Below are 15,499 nucleotides of genomic sequence, written 5' to 3' on the forward strand. Positions count from 1 at the left end.
AGTGTTGTATAACTGCCAGCCCGGGGACCGTGAACCGGTCCGGGACGTCGGAGACCATCGCGCCCGCCAGCCACACGGTGGGGCCGCGGTCCGCGCCCGGCCTGCGGTACAGGGTGAGGCGCAGCTGCCAGTCCTTGATCCGCAGTCCGGCGGCCGCGGCCGGGGCGTCGACGGCCAGGGTGTCGGTCCAGACGGTGGACTTGCCGTCGGTCTGGCCGTCCACCGACGTGCGGCGGATGTCGCGGTCGCCGGAGGCCCACCGCCCCATCACGTACCAGGGGGTGGCGGTGCCGTCGGTGTAGGTGCCGCGCAGTTCGATCCGGATCCAGGTGCCGGCCGGGGTGCGGGCGTTCCAGGAGGCGATGGCCTCGGTGGCGGGCACGGTGGAGCGGTGCACCGGGGAGGTCCAGGTGGCGTACTCCCAGACGCTGTTCCTCCCGGTGTGCGGATCGGCGTACTCGGTGCGCCCGGCGGCGGTCTTGATCTCCAGGCCGGGACGGGCGCCGCCGACTGCGGTGGTGCCCGTGTGGGTGCCGGCCAGCCAGTGGGCGAAGGAGTGCCAGAAGCGGTTGTCGACGGTGGGGCCCGCTGCCCGTGGGGTCGGCCGGGCGGCCGCCGAGGCGCTGCCGCCGGGGACACCGGCGGCGGTCGCCGCGGTGGCGACCGCGAGTGCGGCGACGAGTACGGCCCTGCGTGGCGTGGATGCTGTCATCGCGAGGTTCCCCCGGGGTGGGTCGGCGCTTCGGTGGCTTCACCCTTCCAGTTCCCGGCGGCCGTACGCCGAAGCCGCGGGTCGTGTCGGGCTTGTCTACGCTGGTCGGGTGGAGTCACAGCAGTCACTTGAGTCACTCGCCCGGGAGCTTGCCGCGTTGCCGGCCTCCCTCGGCCCGGTGCGTCTGATCGGGATCGACGGTCACGCCGGATCCGGGAAGAGCACCTTCGCGGGGCGGCTCGCCGAAGCGCTGGGCGGGGCGCCCGTACTGCACCTGGACGACGTGGCCAGCCACGAGGAGCTGTTCGGCTGGGAGGAGCGGCTGCGCGCGCAGGTGCTGGAGCCGCTCGCCGAGGGGCGGCCCGCGCTCTGGGCCCCGTACGACTGGGTGGAGCGCCGCTTCGGGCCGGAGCGGGTGCTGGAGCCGGCACCGGTGCTGCTGATCGAGGGGGTCGGGGCCGGCCGGCGGGCGCTGCGCCCGCATCTGGCGGGGCTGCTGTGGATGGAGACGCCTCGCGCGCGGTCCTGGCTGCGGGGGCGAAAGCGGGACGGGCGTGAACTTTCCGACTTCTGGGACGGATGGGAGCGCGCGGAGCGCGCGCACTTCTCCAATGACCCTTCGCGCCCCTTCGCCGACACCCTGGTGCACCAGAGCGGTACGGGATACGAGTGGTCTTCCGGGACCGGAGCGACGGCGGGAACCATCGCTTCCGTCACCGGCGGTGACGAACTCCCCCGGGCCTGAGCGGCCCGGAAAAATCCGCTCCGCCAGGCCTCCACCGACCTGCTTGACCCGGGGCCCGCACCGGCCTTACGTTCTCAATGCGGGGCCTTGCGGCTGCCGCAGACACGAAGCCCCCGATTGTTCCCCCGTGATCGGGGGCTTCGTTCTGCCCGCGAACCCCGCTCCCACGGGTGTCACGCGAGGCCGATCCGCTCCGGTTCTTCACCCTGAGTCACCGGGCACCCCTGGGGCGCACGCCCGAACCCGCCCCGTCGCGCCCTACGTAAGGTGCGAAACCGCAGGTACGATGCAGCCCTGATTTCAGCGACGCCAGCCGGGGGCACCGGTCAACTCGCGCGCTCGAAGCGGGGGTTGCCGCGCACCACGGGGGCAGGCTTGTGGGGGACGTGATGGATTTCGGCACGCCGGGCAGCATGCACGCCCCGGCCGAACTCGCCTGGCTGCGCGGAGTCGACGCCTGCACCATGGGCGCGTATCCGCAGGCCGAGGAGGAGTTCCGGGCGGCCGTACGACTCGATCCCTCGATGGCCGACGCCTGGCTGGGGCTGCACGCGCTCCGGGTGGACACCGGCAACGCGTTACTCCGGATGTACGCGCACCGGGACCGCTTCGGCGAGCAGCGGGCGCGGCACCGGCGGACGCTGAACTCCTGGTACTGGCTGGGCTGGTGGGTGCAGCCGGTGCTGGAGAGCCGGCGGGACCTGCTGCTCGCCCACGCCTCGCACTGGCTGGACGGCCGCCACGTGCCCGAGCTGGACCAGGCCCTCGCGGCGCTGCCGCCGGTGGACACCGACTCCCAGGTGCGGTTCCTGCACGCCTGCCGGGCCTACCTGGTCAAGGACTGGGAGCAACTGGTCCGGCACACCGAGCCGCTGGTGAACGATCCGCTGCTGGGGATCGAGGCGGGGCTGTTCGGCGGGATGGCCCGGGTCCGGCTGGAGATGTACGGGCAGGCGGAGCCGATGCTGTCGGCGGCCCTGATGCGATGTCGCAGCGAGCAGCCGCAGCGCAAGGAGCTGCGGTACTGGCTGGCGCGGGCGCACGAGGGCACCGGGCGCAGCGCGGCGGCGCTGCCGCTGTACCGGGCGGTGCACCGGGTGGATCCCTCGTTCATGGACACCGCGGCCAGACTGACGGCCATCGAGGACGGCGACGACACCGACGGCATGGCCGATCTGGCGGGTCTGGCGGGGTACGCCGGCTACGGGGCCTACGCCGGGCACGGCCCGTCCCCGGCCGGCGGGGACTTCGCGGCGGTCGCGCTGGGAGGAGGGCCCGTCCAGGACATCGCGGCCGACAACCAGGCCGAGCCGGACCCGCTGGCTCCGCCGGCTCCCCCTGCGGGCCGGGTGGAGGGCGCGCGGCGCAAGGTGCCCGTCCCGCCGCAGGGCACGCCCGAGGGGCTGCCGGCCGGTCCGGCCGACCCGGCGGCGCTCGCCGAGGCGCTGGCGGAGCTCGAGCGGATGGTGGGCCTGGAACCGGTCAAGCGCCAGGTGAAGGCGCTCTCGGCGCAGCTGCACATGGCGCGGCTGAGAGCGGGTCAGGGGCTGCCGGTGCAGCCGCCGAAACGCCATTTCGTCTTCTCGGGGCCGTCGGGGACGGGGAAGACGACGGTGGCGCGGATCCTGGGGCGGGTCTTCTACGCGCTGGGGCTGCTGGGCGGTGACCATCTGGTGGAGGCCCAGCGCGCGGACCTGGTGGGCGAGTTCCTGGGCCAGACCGCGGTGAAGGCGAACGAGCTGATCGATTCGGCGATCGGCGGGGTGCTGTTCGTGGACGAGGCCTACTCCCTGTCGAACTCGGGCTACAGCAAGGGCGACGCGTACGGCGACGAGGCCCTGCAGGTGCTCCTCAAGCGGGCCGAGGACAACCGGGACCACCTGGTGGTGATCCTGGCGGGCTATCCGGCGGGGATGGACCGGCTGCTGGCCGCCAATCCGGGCCTGTCCTCGCGGTTCACCACCCGGGTGGACTTCCCCAGCTACCGGCCGCTGGAGCTGACCGCGATCGGCGGGGTGCTGGCGGACGCGAACGGGGACCACTGGGACGAGGAGTCGCTGGAGGAGCTGCGCAGCATCAGCGGGCACGTGGTGGAGCAGGGCTGGATCGACGAGCTCGGCAACGGGCGGTTCCTGCGGACGCTGTACGAGAAGAGCTGCGCGTACCGGGACCTGCGGCTGGCGGGCTTCGCGGGTGAGCCGTCGCGGGACGACCTGGCCACGCTGCGGCTGCCGGACCTGATGCAGGCGTACGGGGAGGTCCTGTCGGGCCGCGGCCCGCAGGAACGGCCGGAGCCGCCGTTGTGACCCCGACGGAGTGCGGGGTGCCGCAACGCGGAGCCGTCTCCCCGCCCCGCCCTTCCACCGTTCCTCCCCCGGCTACCGCCGGGAGGTGCCCCCAGGGGCTCCGCCCCGGACCCGTACGTGCGCTCCGCGCCCGTGCCCCCGAACGCCGGGCGGGCTGAAACAGCCGGCCCGGCCGGCGTTCGAGGCGCGGGGGGTCGGGGCGGAGCCCCCGGCAACGGCGCCGCACGGCCCTGGCTACGCGCCCCGGACGTAGGCCCGGTGCGACGGGTCGCGGACCTCGCCGACCAGCATTTCCAGGACGTCCTCCAGGGCGACCAGGCCCAGGACCCGGCCGCCGGGGTCGGCGACCTGCGCCAGGTGGGTGGCGTCGCGGCGCATCACACCGAGGGCGTCGTCCAGCGGGACGGTGGCGCACAGCGTGGTCATCCGGCGCCAGACCCGCTGGGGCACGGCCCGCTCCCGGTCTTCCAGGTCCAGTACGTCCTTGACGTGCAGGTAGCCCATGAAGGCGCCGCTGGCGGCCCGGACGGGGAAGCGGGAGTAGCCGGTGCGGACGGTCAGCTGCTCGATCTGGCGCGGGGTCACGTCGGGGCCGACCGTGACCAGGCGGTCCCGGTCGAGGAGGACGTCGCTGACGGGGCGGCTGCCCAGTTCGAGGGCGTCCTCCAGCCGCTCCTGCTCGACCGGCTCCAGGAGCCCGGCCTTCCGGGAGTCCTTGAGGAGCCGGCCCAGCTGGGCGGAGGTGTAGACGGCCTCGACCTCGTCCTTGGGTTCGACCTTGAAGAGCTTCAGGACGAGCTTGGCGCAGGCGCCGAGCGCGGTCGTGACCGGCCCGCACACACGGGCGAAGGCGACCAGGCCGGGGCTGAACCACAGGGCGGTCTTCTCGGGGGCGGCCATGGCGAGGTTCTTGGGGACCATCTCGCCGATGACCAGGTGCAGGAAGACCACGGCGGCGAGCGCGAGCGCGTAGCCGAGGGGGTGGATCAGGCCCTGCGGTACGTGGACGGCGTGGAAGACGGGCTCCAGCAGCCGGGCCACGGTGGGTTCGGCGACCGCGCCGAGGGTGAGCGAGCAGATGGTGATGCCGAACTGTGCGGCGGCCATCATGCGCGGCAGGTTCTCCAGGCCGTGGAGCACCTGGCGGGCCCGCTTGGAGTCCGCGGCGAGGGGCTCGATCTGGCTGCGCCGTACGGAGACGAGTGCGAACTCGGCGCCGACGAAGAAGCCGTTGGCGAGGACCAGCAGCAGGGCGAAGAGGAGTTGGAGCACGTTCACCGGGAGGCGCCTTCCAGCTCGGCCCGCTGCGGGGCTCCTTCGCCGTGGCGGCCGGAGCCGAGCGGGCCGGCGCCGTCGGCCGCGGAGGCGGGCCGGTAGCCGCCGGCCGTGGGCACCGCCGTCAGCGGGACCAGGCGCACGAGCTCGGCGCGGTTGCGGCCGACCCGGCGGACGGACAGCTTCCAGCCGGGGAGATCGGCGCGGTCCCCGGGGGCGGGGATCCGGCCGAGCAGGTCGGCGACGAGGCCGGCGACGGTCTCGTACGGCCCTTCGGGCACCTCCAGGCCTATCCGGCGCAGGGTCTGCACCCGGCAGCTGCCGTCGGCCTCCCAGGAGGGGCGGCCGTCCTCGGCCGCTACGGCGGCCAGTTCGGGGCTGCCGTCCTCGGCGAGGTCGTGCTCGTCGCGGACCTCGCCGACGAGTTCCTCGACGATGTCCTCCAGCGTGACCACGCCGGCGGTGCCGCCGTACTCGTCGACGACCACGGCCATCGGCTGTTCGCTGCGCAACCGTTCCAGCAGCGGCTGCACCGGCAGGGAGCCGGGCACCAGCAGCGGGGCGACGCAGATCCGGCTCACGGTGGTGCGGTCGCGGTCGGACTCGGGCACGGCGAGGGCGTCCTTGAGGTGGACCACGCCGGTGATCTCGTCGATGCGGTCGCGGTAGACCGGGAAGCGGGACAGGCCCGTGGCGCGGGTCAGGTTGAGCACGTCGGCCGCGGTGGCCGTGTGCATGAGGGCGCTGACCTTCACCCGGGGGGTCATGACGTGCTGGGCCGTGAGCTCGCCCAGCGAGAGGGTCCGTACGAAGAGGTCGGCGGTGTCCTGTTCGAGGGCGCCTGCCTGGGCCGAATGGCGGACCAGGGAGACCAGTTCGCCGGGGGTCCGGGCGGAGGCCATCTCCTCGGTCGGCTCCACGCCGAGCGCCCGGACGAGCCGGTTGGCGACGGCGTTCAGGCCGGCGATGACCGGCCGGAAGGCGCGGGAGAAGGCGTTCTGGGGGCCGGCGACGAAGCGGGCCACCTGGAGCGGCCGGGAGACCGCCCAGTTCTTCGGTACGAGCTCGCCGACGACCATCTGGACGGCGGAGGCGAGCAGCATGCCGATGACGACGGCGACGCCGGGGACGGCTCCCTGCGGCAGGCCGGTCGCGGCGAGCGGCCCGGCCAGCAGTGCGGCGAGGGCGGGCTCGGCGAGCATGCCGACCACGAGGGAGGTGATGGTGATGCCGAGCTGGGTGCCGGAGAGCTGGAAGGAGAGCTCTTTCAGGGCTTCGACCACCGTGCGGGCACGGCGGTCACCGTCGGCTGCGGCGCGCTCGGCCTCGGGTCTCTCCACGGTGACGAGGCCGAATTCGGCTGCCACGAAGAAACCGTTGGCGAGGATCAGGGCGAATGCCGCCGCGAGCAGGAGTAGCGGAATGGTCATGCCGCCGCCTCCGGAGGGAGGGCGGCGCGGGTACTACCGGACGATCCGTCCATTGCTGGAGGGAGTCACTCCTCAAGTCGCAGGTGCCCACGGACCTCGGGGTCCCGGGGCCGGTGGGAGGGCGCACGACTGCGCCCCGCCACCAGGGTAGTCATTGAGATCCCGGCCGCAACGGTACGCAGCGACGGGGATCGGCGGTCTCAGCTGTCGTTCGCGCCGGTTCCGCGGGAATCGGCCAGGGCGCGCAGGGCACGCGCGTCGCCGATCGCCTGCTGCTTGGCGACACCCGGCTGGATGCCGAGGACGGGCAGGCTGGTGCCGTCGCTGAGGTCGAGGAACACCCACGGGTCGCCCGGGCGGAGGTTGACCCGCAGGATCTGCGCCCACTCCAGGCGGCGGGTGGTGGTCAGGTTGACCACGGTGACTCCAGCCTCGTCCGCGACCACCTTGGGGCGGCTGAGCAGGACGAGTACGGAGGACAGCAGGACGGCGACGAAGACGAAGCTGATCCGCTCGCCGGGCTGCAGGCGCTCCAGCATCACCGCGATCGAGGTGATGGTGGCGAACATGGCGAGGCCGACGCCCAGCAGGACCACCCGGGTACGGGTCGGCCGGAAGGTGACCGGCAGGGCGGGCGGTTCGGGCTGGGCGGCGGGCTCGGCCATGGTGGTTCGGGTGCCTTCTGCAGTGGTGGTGCGGATCAGAGCCGGCAGGCGTGGATCGAGGTGGTGAGGATCGCGCGCGCGCCGAGCTCGTACAGGTCGTCCATGATCCGCTGGGCTTCCTTGGCCGGGACCATGGCGCGGACCGCGACCCAGCCCTCGTTGTGCAGCGGGGAGACGGTCGGCGACTCCAGGCCCGGGGTGAGGGCGACCGCGCGCTCCAAGTGCTCGGCGCGGCAGTCGTAGTCCATCATCACGTAGCTGCGGGCGACCAGGACGCCCTGGAGGCGGCGCAGGAACTGCTGGACCTGCGGGTCGTCGGCGTCGGCGCCGTTGCCGCGGATCACGACGGCCTCGGAGGTGAGGATCGGCTCGCCGATGACCTCCAGGCCCGCGTTGCGCAGGCTGGTGCCGGTCTCGACGACGTCCGCGATGATCTGGGCGACGCCGAGCTGGATGGCGGTCTCGACCGCGCCGTCGAGGTGGACGACGGAGGCGTCGATCCCCTTCTCGGCGAGGTGCTTGGCGACGATTCCCTCGTACGAGGTGGCGATCGTCATCCCGTGGAAGTCCTCGGGGCCCTTCGCCGTGCCGGGGGTGGTGGCGTAGCGGAAGGTGGACCGGCCGAAGTTCAGCGGCAGGATCTCCTCGGCGCTCGCGCCGGAGTCGAGCAGCAGGTCGCGGCCGGTGATGCCGATGTCGAGCTTGCCGGAGGAGACGTAGATCGCGATGTCCTTGGGGCGGAGGTAGAAGAACTCCACCTCGTTCTCGGGGTCGACGACCACGAGCTCCTTGGACTCCTTGCGCATCCGGTAGCCGGCCTCATGGAGCATCGCCGACGCCGGTCCGGAGAGTGAACCCTTGTTGGGGACGGCGATGCGCAGCATGGGGCTTCCTTTGGTGCGTGGTGTGCGTGGTTACGGGCGGGTGTGCGTGCCGTGGATCAGAGGTGCGCGTAGACGTCGTCGAGGGAGATCCCGCGCGCGACCATCATCACCTGGACGTGGTACAGCAGCTGGGAGATCTCCTCGGCGGCGGCTTCCTTGCCCTCGTACTCGGCGGCCATCCAGACCTCGGCGGCCTCCTCGACGACCTTCTTGCCGATGGCATGGACGCCCTTGTGGACGAGCTCGGCGGTGCGGGAGGTGCTGGGGTCGCCTTCGGCTGCCTTGAGCTGGAGCTCGGTGAAGAGCTCTTCGAAGGTCTTGGAGGGTTCGTTCGCCATGATGTCCTTAGAGTAAGGGCTCACCCGGGTGTCCCCGTGCCGGGGTTCACTCCTTGGACTAGCGCCAGGGTTCGCTGACGGTCCGCAGGGTCATGGCGGTGGAGACGGCGGCGGTGACCGCTTCGTGCCCCTTGTCCTCGTTCGACCCCTCGAGCCCGGCGCGGTCCAGCGCCTGCTCGTCGTTGTCGCAGGTCAGCACGCCGAAGCCGACGGGGACTCCGGTGTCGATCGACACCTGTACCAGGCCCTGGGTGACGCCCTGGCAGACGTAGTCGAAGTGCGGGGTGCCGCCGCGGATGACCACGCCGAGGGCGACGATCGCATCGTAACCGCGACCGGCCAGGACCTTCGCCACGACCGGCAGCTCGAAGCTGCCGGGGACGCGGAGCAGGGTGGGCTCGTCGATGCCCAGCTCGTGCAGGGCCCGCAGGGCGCCGTCGACCAGTCCGTCCATGACCTTCTCGTGCCACTGGGCCGCGATCACGGCGACTCGGAGGTCTCCGCAGTTCTTCACGCTCAGTTCGGGTGCGCCCTTGCCGCTCACAGCTCTGCTCCTCGGTGGTTCGTGGATGTACGTACGGTGGTGGTGCTTGCTTACTGGTTGCCGCAGGCGGACGTGGTCACGGCCCCGTCCAGCCACGGCAGGTCGTGGCCCATCCGGTCCCGCTTGGTGCGCAGGTACCGCAGATTGTGCTCGCCCGCCTCGACCGGCATGGCCTCCCGGCCGGTGACCTCGATGCCGTGCCGCACGAGGGCGGCGGACTTGTCGGGGTTGTTGGTCAGCAGCCGGACGTCGTGCACGCCGAGGTCGGCGAGGATCTGCGCGCCGGCCGCGTAGTCGCGGGCGTCGGCGGGCAGGCCCAGTTCCAGGTTGGCGTCCAGGGTGTCGCGGCCGCGCTCCTGCAGTTCGTACGCGCGCAGCTTGGACAGCAGTCCGATGCCGCGGCCCTCGTGGCCGCGCAGGTAGACGACGATCCCGCGGCCCTCGTCCTTGATCCGCTGCATGGAGGCGTGCAACTGGGGGCCGCAGTCGCAGCGCTGGGAGGCGAAGATGTCGCCGGTGAGGCACTCGGAGTGCATGCGGACCAGGAGGTCGGTGCCGTCGCCGATCTCGCCGTGGACGAGGGCGACGTGCTCGACGCCGTCGACGGTGGAGCGGTAGCCGTAGGCCGTGAACGCGCCGAAGGCGGTCGGCAGGTTGACCTCGGCCTCGCGGCGCACGGTGGGCTCGGCGGAGCGGCGGTAGGCGATCAGGTCCTCGATGGAGATGATCGTCAGGCCGTGCTTGCGGGCGAAGGGGATCAGCTCGGGCAGGCGCAGCATGACGCCGTCCTCGCCAGCGATCTCCACGATGGCACCGGCCGGGCGCAGGCCCGCGAGGCGGGCGAGGTCCACGGCCGCCTCGGTGTGGCCGTTGCGGACGAGGACGCCGCCCGGCTTGGCGCGCAGCGGGAAGATGTGGCCGGGGCGGACGAAGTCGCCGGGACCGGAGACCCCGTCGGCGAGCAGCCGCAGGGTGGCGGCGCGGTCGGCGGCCGAGATGCCGGTGGTGACGCCGTGGGCGGCGCTCGCGTCGACGGAGACGGTGAAGGCGGTCTTCATCGACTCGGTGTTGTTCTGGACCATCTGGGGGAGTTCGAGCCGGTCCAGCTCGGGGCCCTCCATGGGGGCGCAGATCAGGCCGCGGCACTCGCTCATCATGAAGGCGATGATCTCGGGGGTGGCCTTCTCGGCGGCGATGACGAGGTCGCCCTCGTTCTCGCGGTCCTCGTCGTCGACGACGACCACCGGCCGGCCCGCCGCGATGTCGCGGACGGCCTGCTCGACGGGGTCGAGGCGGAAGGTCTCTTCGGGGATCTCGGGCACGGGCTTGAGGGTGGTCATGCCGTTGCTCCTTCCAGGGCCGGGGCGGGGGTGGTGGTGCGCGAGCGCTGGTACCAGTCGTAGGCGCCCCAGACCACGAGGGCGAAGTACACGACGTAGACGAGGCCGGAGAAGGCCAGGCCGTTGTTGAAGGCGAGGGGGACGCCGACCAGGTCGACGAGGAGCCAGGCGATCCAGAACTCGACGAGGCCGCGGGCCTGGGCGACCATCGCGACGATGGTGCCGACGAAGATGTACGCGTCGGCCCACGGGCTCCAGGAGAGGTCCGGGTAGAGCGTGAACAGGCCGCCGACGGCGAGGGTGCCGAGGGCCGCTCCGGCGAGGAGCAGTCCGCGCTCCTTCCAGGTGGCGGTGCGCACGGCGATGGAGCCGTCCTGGGCCTGCCGGCGGCCGAGCTGCCAGGCGCGCCAGCCCCACGCGGCCACGCCGATGACCAGGAGCTGCTTGCCGACGCCGCCGGCGAGGTGGGCGGAGGCGTAGGCGGCGATGAGGATCAGGCCGGAGAGGAGCTGGGCGGGCCAGGTCCATATGGAGCGGCGCCAGCCGAGGGCGAGCGCGGTCAGGCCCATGAGGTTGCCGATCATGTCGGACCAGATGACCTTCTGGCCGAAGACGGTGAAGGCTTCGGCGTTGAGCCAGGTCAGGGCGGTCACTGGTCGTCTCCCGTCGGATTCGCGTGCAGCGGGTCCACCCCGGCGGCCAGGAGGCGCTCGACGTACTTCGCGAGGACGTCGACCTCCAGGTTGACCGGGTCGCCGGGCTGCTTGATGCCGAGCGTGGTCAGGGCGAGGGTGGTGGGGATGAGGCTGATCGTGAACCAGTCGGCGGCCGCCTCGACCACGGTGAGGCTGACGCCGTCGACCGTGATGGAGCCCTTCTCGACCACGTAGCGGGAGAGGTTCTGCGGGAGGGCGACCTTGACGATCTCCCAGTGCTCGGAGGGGGTCCGGGAGAGGATCTCGCCGGTGCCGTCCACGTGCCCCTGGACCAGGTGTCCGCCGAGGCGTCCGCCGAGGGCCATCGGGCGCTCCAGGTTGACCCGGGAGCCCTCGGCGAGGGCGCCGAGGCTGGAGCGGTTCAGGGTCTCCTGCATGACGTCCGCGGTGAACTCGCCGTCGGCGGTCTCCACGACGGTCAGGCAGACGCCGTTCACGGCGATGGAGTCGCCGTGCTTGGCGCCCTCGGTGACCAGGGGGCCGCGCAGCCGGAAGCGGGAGGCCTCCTCGAGCTGCTCGACGGCGGCGACCTCGCCCAGTTCTTCGACGATTCCGGTGAACACTCAGTGCTCCTTGGGGGCGGTGGTGGGGATGGCGGTGATGCGGAGATCGGGGCCCACGCGGACGGCCTCGGTGATGTCGAGGCGGACGGCGCGGGAGATGTTCGTGATGCCTGCGTCGCCGAAGGCCGCGGGGCCGGCGCCGAGCAGGGCCGGGGCGAGGTAGCCGACGACCCGGTCGACGGCTCCGCCCTCGACGAAGGCGCCCGCCAGGGTGGGGCCGCCCTCCAGGAGGAGGGAGCGCACGCCACGGGCGTACAGCTCCGCCAGGAGCGTGTGGACCGGGATCCGGCCGTCCTGCAGGGGCAGCCGCAGGAGGTCGACACCGGGCAGGTGGCGGGTGTCGGCGTCCTCGGCGACGACCAGCAGCGTGGGCGCGGAGTCGTCGAGGATGCGGGCGCCCGGCCGGATCCCGGCGTGGGTGTCGAGGGCCACGCGCAGGGGCTGGGTGGCTCCGTCGATGCCGCGGACGGCCAGGTGGGGGTCGTCGGCGCGCAGGGTGCCGCCGCCCACCAGGACGGCGTCGGTCTCGGCGCGCAGCCGGTGGACGTCCGCGCGGGACTCGGCGGAGCTGATCCAGCGGCTGGTGCCGTCGGCTGCGGCGCTGCGGCCGTCGAGGGTGGCGGCGTACTTCCAGGTCACGTGGGGGCGGCCGAGCCGTACGGAGGTCAGCCAGGCGGTGTTGCCGGCCTCGGCCTCCGCCTCCAGGAACCCGGCCTCGGTGTCGACCCCGGCGGCGCGCAGGGTGGCCGCGCCCCCGCTGGCCTGCAGGTTCGGGTCGGAGACGGCGTAGACCACGCGGGCGATCCCGGCCTCGACAAGGGCGCGGGCGCAGGGCCCCGTACGCCCGGTGTGGTTGCAGGGTTCGAGGGTGACGTAGGCGGTGCCGCCGCGGGCCGCGTCGCCTGCGGCGCGCAGGGCGTTGACCTCGGCGTGCGGGCCGCCGGCCCGCTCGTGCCAGCCCTCGCCCACGACGGCGCCGGAGGCGTCGGTGATGACGCAGCCGACGACGGGGTTGGGGCTGGTGGAGCCGAGTCCGCGGGCGGCGAGCTCGACGGCTCGGCGCATGGCACGGGTACCCCCGTCGGATGCGGGTGCTGCGTGCGCGGCGTGTGTCGCCACCGGGTCCTCCTGCCTCATCGGGCACGGACTCCGGGGCCTGTCGGGATGCGACAGATGAAGCGGTCCAGCTCACAGGGGGACGCCGAGGCCGAAAAAACGGTCCGATCGTGCACATCCGCAGGGATGCGCCGATGAACCGCCGACGGCGGCGTACCCGTGACTGGCCCGCCGCGCACTGCCTCCCATCCGGACTTTAACCGTCGGTCCAGGAATCTCACCTGGTCAACCGGCCGCTGGCTGCGGACGGGTCGCGGACTATAACCGCCGGTTCGGAATTGCACCGACCCCGGAGTGCGCTGCTACTGGTACTCCAGCCAGTTTGCCACGGGTGATCCGCCGCCATGCAGGCGATGCGGTGTGGCCTGGCTCACAGAGGGTGACCCGGAGGTGACCGCGGCCGGGACCCGGTCAAGCGGACCCGGGGTTGGTCCAGACCTATTGACGGGGTGGTCTAGTCCTCTTAACGTTCCCTTCAACTTCTCGGGAACAGCCCGTCAGATGTGCGCACGTCACGGGCCAACACGCTTCTGTACCACCCCCGTTGCTTCACGTCGTGTCCAGTTGTGTCCCGCATCCTCCCCTCCCCAGGAGGCACCATGCCGTCCCCCACACGTACGAGAGCGATGCTCCTGGCATCCGGCGCCGCAATCGCCGGACTGCTGGTGGGCGGGCTCTCTGCGGGCGTCTCGCACGCCGCCGACAACGAGTCCTGTCGCCCCGACGGGCTGTACAGGACGGCCGGCGTCGACGTCCCGTACTGCTCGGTCTACGACTCCGAAGGCCGCGAGAAGATGGGCGCCGACCACCAGCGCCGCGTCATCGGATACTTCACCGGCTGGCGCACCGGCAAGGACGGCACCCCCGCCTACCTCGCCCACAACATCCCGTGGTCCAAGGTCACCCATCTGAACTACGCCTTCGCCCACGTGGGCGCCGACAACAAGATCTCCGTCGGCTCGGACGGCGTGAACAACGCCGCCACCGGGATGACCTGGCCCGGAGTCGCGGGCGCCGAGATGGACCCGGCCCTCCCCTACAAGGGCCACTTCAACCAGCTGACCAAGTTCAAGAAGCAGTACCCGGGCGTCAAGACGCTGATCTCGGTCGGCGGCTGGGCGGAGACCGGCGGCTACTTCGGCGACGACGGCAACCGCGTCGCCTCCGGCGGCTTCTACTCGATGGCCACGAACGCCGACGGCTCGGTGAACCAGGCCGGCATCGACACCTTCGCCGACTCCTCGGTCGAGTTCATCCGCACGTACGGGTTCAACGGCGTCGACATCGACTACGAGTACCCGACCACGATGAAGGACGCGGGCAACCCGCTCGACTGGCAGCTGTCCAACGCCCGCCGCGCCGGCCTGGTCCAGGGCTACGCGGCCCTGATGAAGTCCCTGCGCGAGAAGCTCGACCGGGCGGGCGCCGCCGACGGCAAGCACTACCTGCTCTCCGTCGCCGCCCCCTCCTCCGGCTACCTGCTGCGGGGGATGGAGACGTTCCAGGTCCAGAAGTACCTTGACTACGTCAACATCATGTCCTACGACCTGCACGGCGCCTGGAACGAGTACGTCGGCCCCAACGCCTCGCTCTTCGACGACGGCAAGGACGGCGAGCTGGCCGCCGCGGGCGTCTACTCCACCTCCCAGTACGGCGGCATCGGCTACCTCAACACCGACTGGGCGTACCACTACTTCCGCGGCTCGATGCCGGGCGGCCGCATCAACATCGGCCTGCCCTACTACACCCGCGGCTTCAAGAACGTGCAGGGCGGCACCGACGGCCTGTGGGGCAAGGCACCCGCGACCACCTGCCCGGCCGGCGCGGGCCTGACCAAGTGCGGTGACGGCGCGGTCGGCATCGACAACCTGTGGCACGACAAGGACACCAACGGGGTCGAGTCCCCGGCGGGCTCCAACCCGATGTGGCACGCCAAGAACCTGGAGAAGGGGGTCGTCGGCGACTACGTCACCACGTACGGCTTCCCGTCGAACACCACGCTGACCGGCACCTACGTCCGCAAGTACGACTCCACCCTCGTGGCGCCGTGGCTGTGGAACGCGCAGAAGAAGGTCTTCCTGTCGACGGAGGACGAGCAGTCGGTCGGCGCCAAGGCCGACTACGTGGTGAACAAGGGCATCGGCGGCACGATGGTCTGGGAGCTCGCGGGCGACTACGCCTACAACGCGGCCAAGGGCCAGTACGAGATGGGCGACACCCTCACCGACACGATGTACCAGAAGTTCAAGACGGCCTCCCCGTACGGCGCGAAGAAGTCCGACGCGGCGCTTCCCGCCCGGGCCGTGAACATCAGGACGGAGTTCACCGAGTTCAAGCTGGGCGACTCCAACTACCCGCTCACGCCGAAGCTCAAGATCACCAACAACACGAGCACGACGCTGCCCGGCGGCACCGAGTTCCAGTTCGACTACGGGACCTCGGCCCCGGACAACGCCTCCGACCAGTCGGGCTTCGGCACGAAGGTGATCAGCAGCGGTCACACCGGCAACAACGTCGGCGGCCTGAAGGGCGACTTCCAGCGGGTCTCCCTCAAGCTCCCGGCCTGGCAGACGCTGGCCCCGGGCGCCTCCGTGGACCTGGCTTTCAACTACTACCTTCCGGTCTCCACGCCCTCCAACTGGACGGTGAACATCTCCGGCACCACCTACGCCCTCGCCGGTGACCTGGCACGCGGCACCACGGTGACGGAACCGGGCGGCTGCGTCGTGCCCGGTTCCGTCACCGTGGGGCCGCGGGCCCGGTCACGTGCCAGGGCGTAGGTGGTGACGGACACGCTCCCCAGCCACCTGCATGCCGGGGACGCCGGAAGGTGGTAGGTGAAAGCCAGGCAGAACGAGACACCCG

Annotated in this window: 13 protein-coding genes, 1 pseudogene and 1 riboswitch; of the genes and pseudogenes, 3 read left to right on the forward strand and 11 right to left on the reverse strand. The window is 71.8% G+C overall.

Features of this window, described 5'->3' with window-relative positions:
- A pseudogene (locus tag PV721_RS31990) lies at positions 1-712 on the reverse strand (peptidase C39 family protein); the annotation flags it as partial.
- 109 nt (positions 713-821) lie between these two features.
- Between PV721_RS31990 and PV721_RS31995 the strand changes: the two are divergent.
- Positions 822-1,457, forward strand: a complete 636-nt coding sequence (locus tag PV721_RS31995) for a hypothetical protein (RefSeq protein ID WP_319730499.1) — start codon at positions 822-824, stop codon at positions 1,455-1,457.
- A gap of 389 nt (positions 1,458-1,846) precedes the next feature.
- A complete protein-coding gene (locus tag PV721_RS32000) occupies positions 1,847-3,763 on the forward strand; it encodes an AAA family ATPase (RefSeq protein WP_319730501.1) in 1,917 nt (638 codons plus the stop codon).
- Between the two features lie 234 nt (positions 3,764-3,997).
- Here PV721_RS32000 and PV721_RS32005 read toward each other — a convergent pair whose 3' ends face one another.
- From PV721_RS32005 to ribD, 10 genes are all read right to left on the reverse strand, one after another.
- Positions 3,998-5,041 carry a hemolysin family protein gene (locus tag PV721_RS32005; protein ID WP_319730503.1) on the reverse strand — a complete coding sequence of 348 codons (1,044 nt, stop codon included), beginning with the start codon at positions 5,039-5,041 and terminating at the stop codon, positions 3,998-4,000.
- On the reverse strand, positions 5,038-6,468 hold the full coding sequence (locus PV721_RS32010) for a hemolysin family protein (RefSeq protein ID WP_319730505.1): 1,431 nt from the start codon (positions 6,466-6,468) through the stop codon (positions 5,038-5,040). The genes PV721_RS32005 and PV721_RS32010 overlap by 4 nt, the downstream gene beginning before the upstream one ends.
- A gap of 200 nt (positions 6,469-6,668) precedes the next feature.
- Positions 6,669-7,133 (reverse strand): PH domain-containing protein, encoded by a 465-nt coding sequence (locus PV721_RS32015; protein ID WP_319730506.1) that lies wholly within the window; start codon positions 7,131-7,133, stop codon positions 6,669-6,671.
- Between the two features lie 35 nt (positions 7,134-7,168).
- Complete coding sequence (hisG, locus tag PV721_RS32020; RefSeq protein ID WP_319730507.1) at positions 7,169-8,017, reverse strand: ATP phosphoribosyltransferase; 849 nt, start codon at positions 8,015-8,017, stop codon at positions 7,169-7,171.
- A gap of 56 nt (positions 8,018-8,073) precedes the next feature.
- Positions 8,074-8,355, reverse strand: a complete 282-nt coding sequence (locus PV721_RS32025; protein ID WP_319730509.1) for a phosphoribosyl-ATP diphosphatase — start codon at positions 8,353-8,355, stop codon at positions 8,074-8,076.
- A gap of 58 nt (positions 8,356-8,413) precedes the next feature.
- A complete protein-coding gene (ribH, locus tag PV721_RS32030) occupies positions 8,414-8,899 on the reverse strand; it encodes a 6,7-dimethyl-8-ribityllumazine synthase (RefSeq protein WP_007262951.1) in 486 nt (161 codons plus the stop codon).
- A 50-nt stretch (positions 8,900-8,949) separates the two neighbouring features.
- Positions 8,950-10,239 carry a bifunctional 3,4-dihydroxy-2-butanone-4-phosphate synthase/GTP cyclohydrolase II gene (locus tag PV721_RS32035; protein WP_319730513.1) on the reverse strand — a complete coding sequence of 430 codons (1,290 nt, stop codon included), beginning with the start codon at positions 10,237-10,239 and terminating at the stop codon, positions 8,950-8,952.
- Positions 10,236-10,892, reverse strand: a complete 657-nt coding sequence (locus PV721_RS32040; protein ID WP_319730515.1) for a nicotinamide mononucleotide transporter family protein — start codon at positions 10,890-10,892, stop codon at positions 10,236-10,238. Before PV721_RS32040 ends, PV721_RS32035 begins: the two co-directional genes overlap by 4 nt.
- Positions 10,889-11,518, reverse strand: coding sequence for a riboflavin synthase (locus PV721_RS32045; protein WP_319730517.1), 630 nt, complete (start codon positions 11,516-11,518; stop codon positions 10,889-10,891). Before PV721_RS32045 ends, PV721_RS32040 begins: the two co-directional genes overlap by 4 nt.
- Complete coding sequence (gene ribD, locus PV721_RS32050; RefSeq protein ID WP_319730519.1) at positions 11,519-12,583, reverse strand: bifunctional diaminohydroxyphosphoribosylaminopyrimidine deaminase/5-amino-6-(5-phosphoribosylamino)uracil reductase RibD; 1,065 nt, start codon at positions 12,581-12,583, stop codon at positions 11,519-11,521. It lies immediately after the preceding gene.
- A 222-nt stretch (positions 12,584-12,805) separates the two neighbouring features.
- A riboswitch (FMN riboswitch) is annotated at positions 12,806-12,936 on the reverse strand.
- Positions 12,937-13,233: 297 nt separating this feature from the next.
- On the opposite strand from ribD, the gene PV721_RS32055 reads away from it, so the two are divergent.
- On the forward strand, positions 13,234-15,414 hold the full coding sequence (locus PV721_RS32055; RefSeq protein WP_319730521.1) for a chitinase C-terminal domain-containing protein: 2,181 nt from the start codon (positions 13,234-13,236) through the stop codon (positions 15,412-15,414).
- Positions 15,415-15,499 lie beyond the last annotated feature (85 nt).

Origin of the sequence: Streptomyces sp. MB09-01, from assembly GCF_033794505.1 — a bacterium.
Taxonomy (GTDB): Bacteria; Actinomycetota; Actinomycetes; order Streptomycetales; family Streptomycetaceae; genus Streptomyces.

Bases quoted from the DNA above. Each gene is read 5' to 3' on its own strand.
- PV721_RS32000 (WP_319730501.1), top strand. From the start codon at position 1,847: ATGGATTTCGGCACGCCGGGCAGCATGCACGCCCCGGCCGAACTCGCC.
- PV721_RS32010 (WP_319730505.1), bottom strand. From the start codon at position 6,468: ATGACCATTCCGCTACTCCTGCTCGCGGCGGCATTCGCCCTGATCCTC.
- PV721_RS32015 (WP_319730506.1), bottom strand. From the start codon at position 7,133: ATGGCCGAGCCCGCCGCCCAGCCCGAACCGCCCGCCCTGCCGGTCACC.
- hisG (WP_319730507.1), bottom strand. From the start codon at position 8,017: ATGCTGCGCATCGCCGTCCCCAACAAGGGTTCACTCTCCGGACCGGCG.
- PV721_RS32025 (WP_319730509.1), bottom strand. From the start codon at position 8,355: ATGGCGAACGAACCCTCCAAGACCTTCGAAGAGCTCTTCACCGAGCTC.
- PV721_RS32035 (WP_319730513.1), bottom strand. From the start codon at position 10,239: ATGACCACCCTCAAGCCCGTGCCCGAGATCCCCGAAGAGACCTTCCGC.
- ribD (WP_319730519.1), bottom strand. From the start codon at position 12,583: ATGCGCCGAGCCGTCGAGCTCGCCGCCCGCGGACTCGGCTCCACCAGC.
- PV721_RS32055 (WP_319730521.1), top strand. From the start codon at position 13,234: ATGCCGTCCCCCACACGTACGAGAGCGATGCTCCTGGCATCCGGCGCC.